The 519-nt window shown below is 51.1% G+C and carries 1 pseudogene; it reads right to left on the minus strand.

The features are described 5' to 3' along the window. Positions 1 to 62 precede the first annotated feature (62 nt). Positions 63 to 519 (minus strand): annotated as a pseudogene (locus R7Z49_RS27535) (cytochrome o ubiquinol oxidase subunit I); the annotation flags it as partial.

Genomic DNA, 519 nt, shown 5'->3' on the forward strand with positions numbered 1-519 from the left:
AACCAAACAGCTTGTTGCCATTCGTGTCATGATGGTGATCATAGTCATGATGAGCTGCGATATTAGTTTGCATAGGTCACCTCCAGATCATCGCTGTTTTCGTTGTCTTTCACGGTTCCTTTCTTCGCTTCTTCTAGCTGAGCTCGGCGAGCGGCTTCGATCGCTTTGATCTCTTCCACTTCAACGTAGTAATCCACGTCATCGTTGTAGCTGTGCTGAATACACGTCACAACGATACCCACCAAACTTGCTGCCGCTAGCCACCAGATGTACCAGATCATCGCAAAGCCAAAGACCAGCGCCCAAGCCGACACATAAATACCCGTCGCCGTGTTCTTCGGCATATGGATGCGTTCGTACTCCACTTCTTTCATTGGGTCGAACTCGCCACTTTGTTTTTGATACCAGAACGCGTCCAGTACGTCGCCTTTTGGCAGATGAGCAAAGTTGTAGAACGGCGGAGGTGAAGACGTCGCCCACTCCAATGTACGGCCGCCCCACGGATCACCCGTTAGGTCG

The organism is Vibrio sp. 1562 (genome assembly GCF_033340155.1).
GTDB lineage: Bacteria > Pseudomonadota > Gammaproteobacteria > Enterobacterales > Vibrionaceae > Vibrio > Vibrio alginolyticus.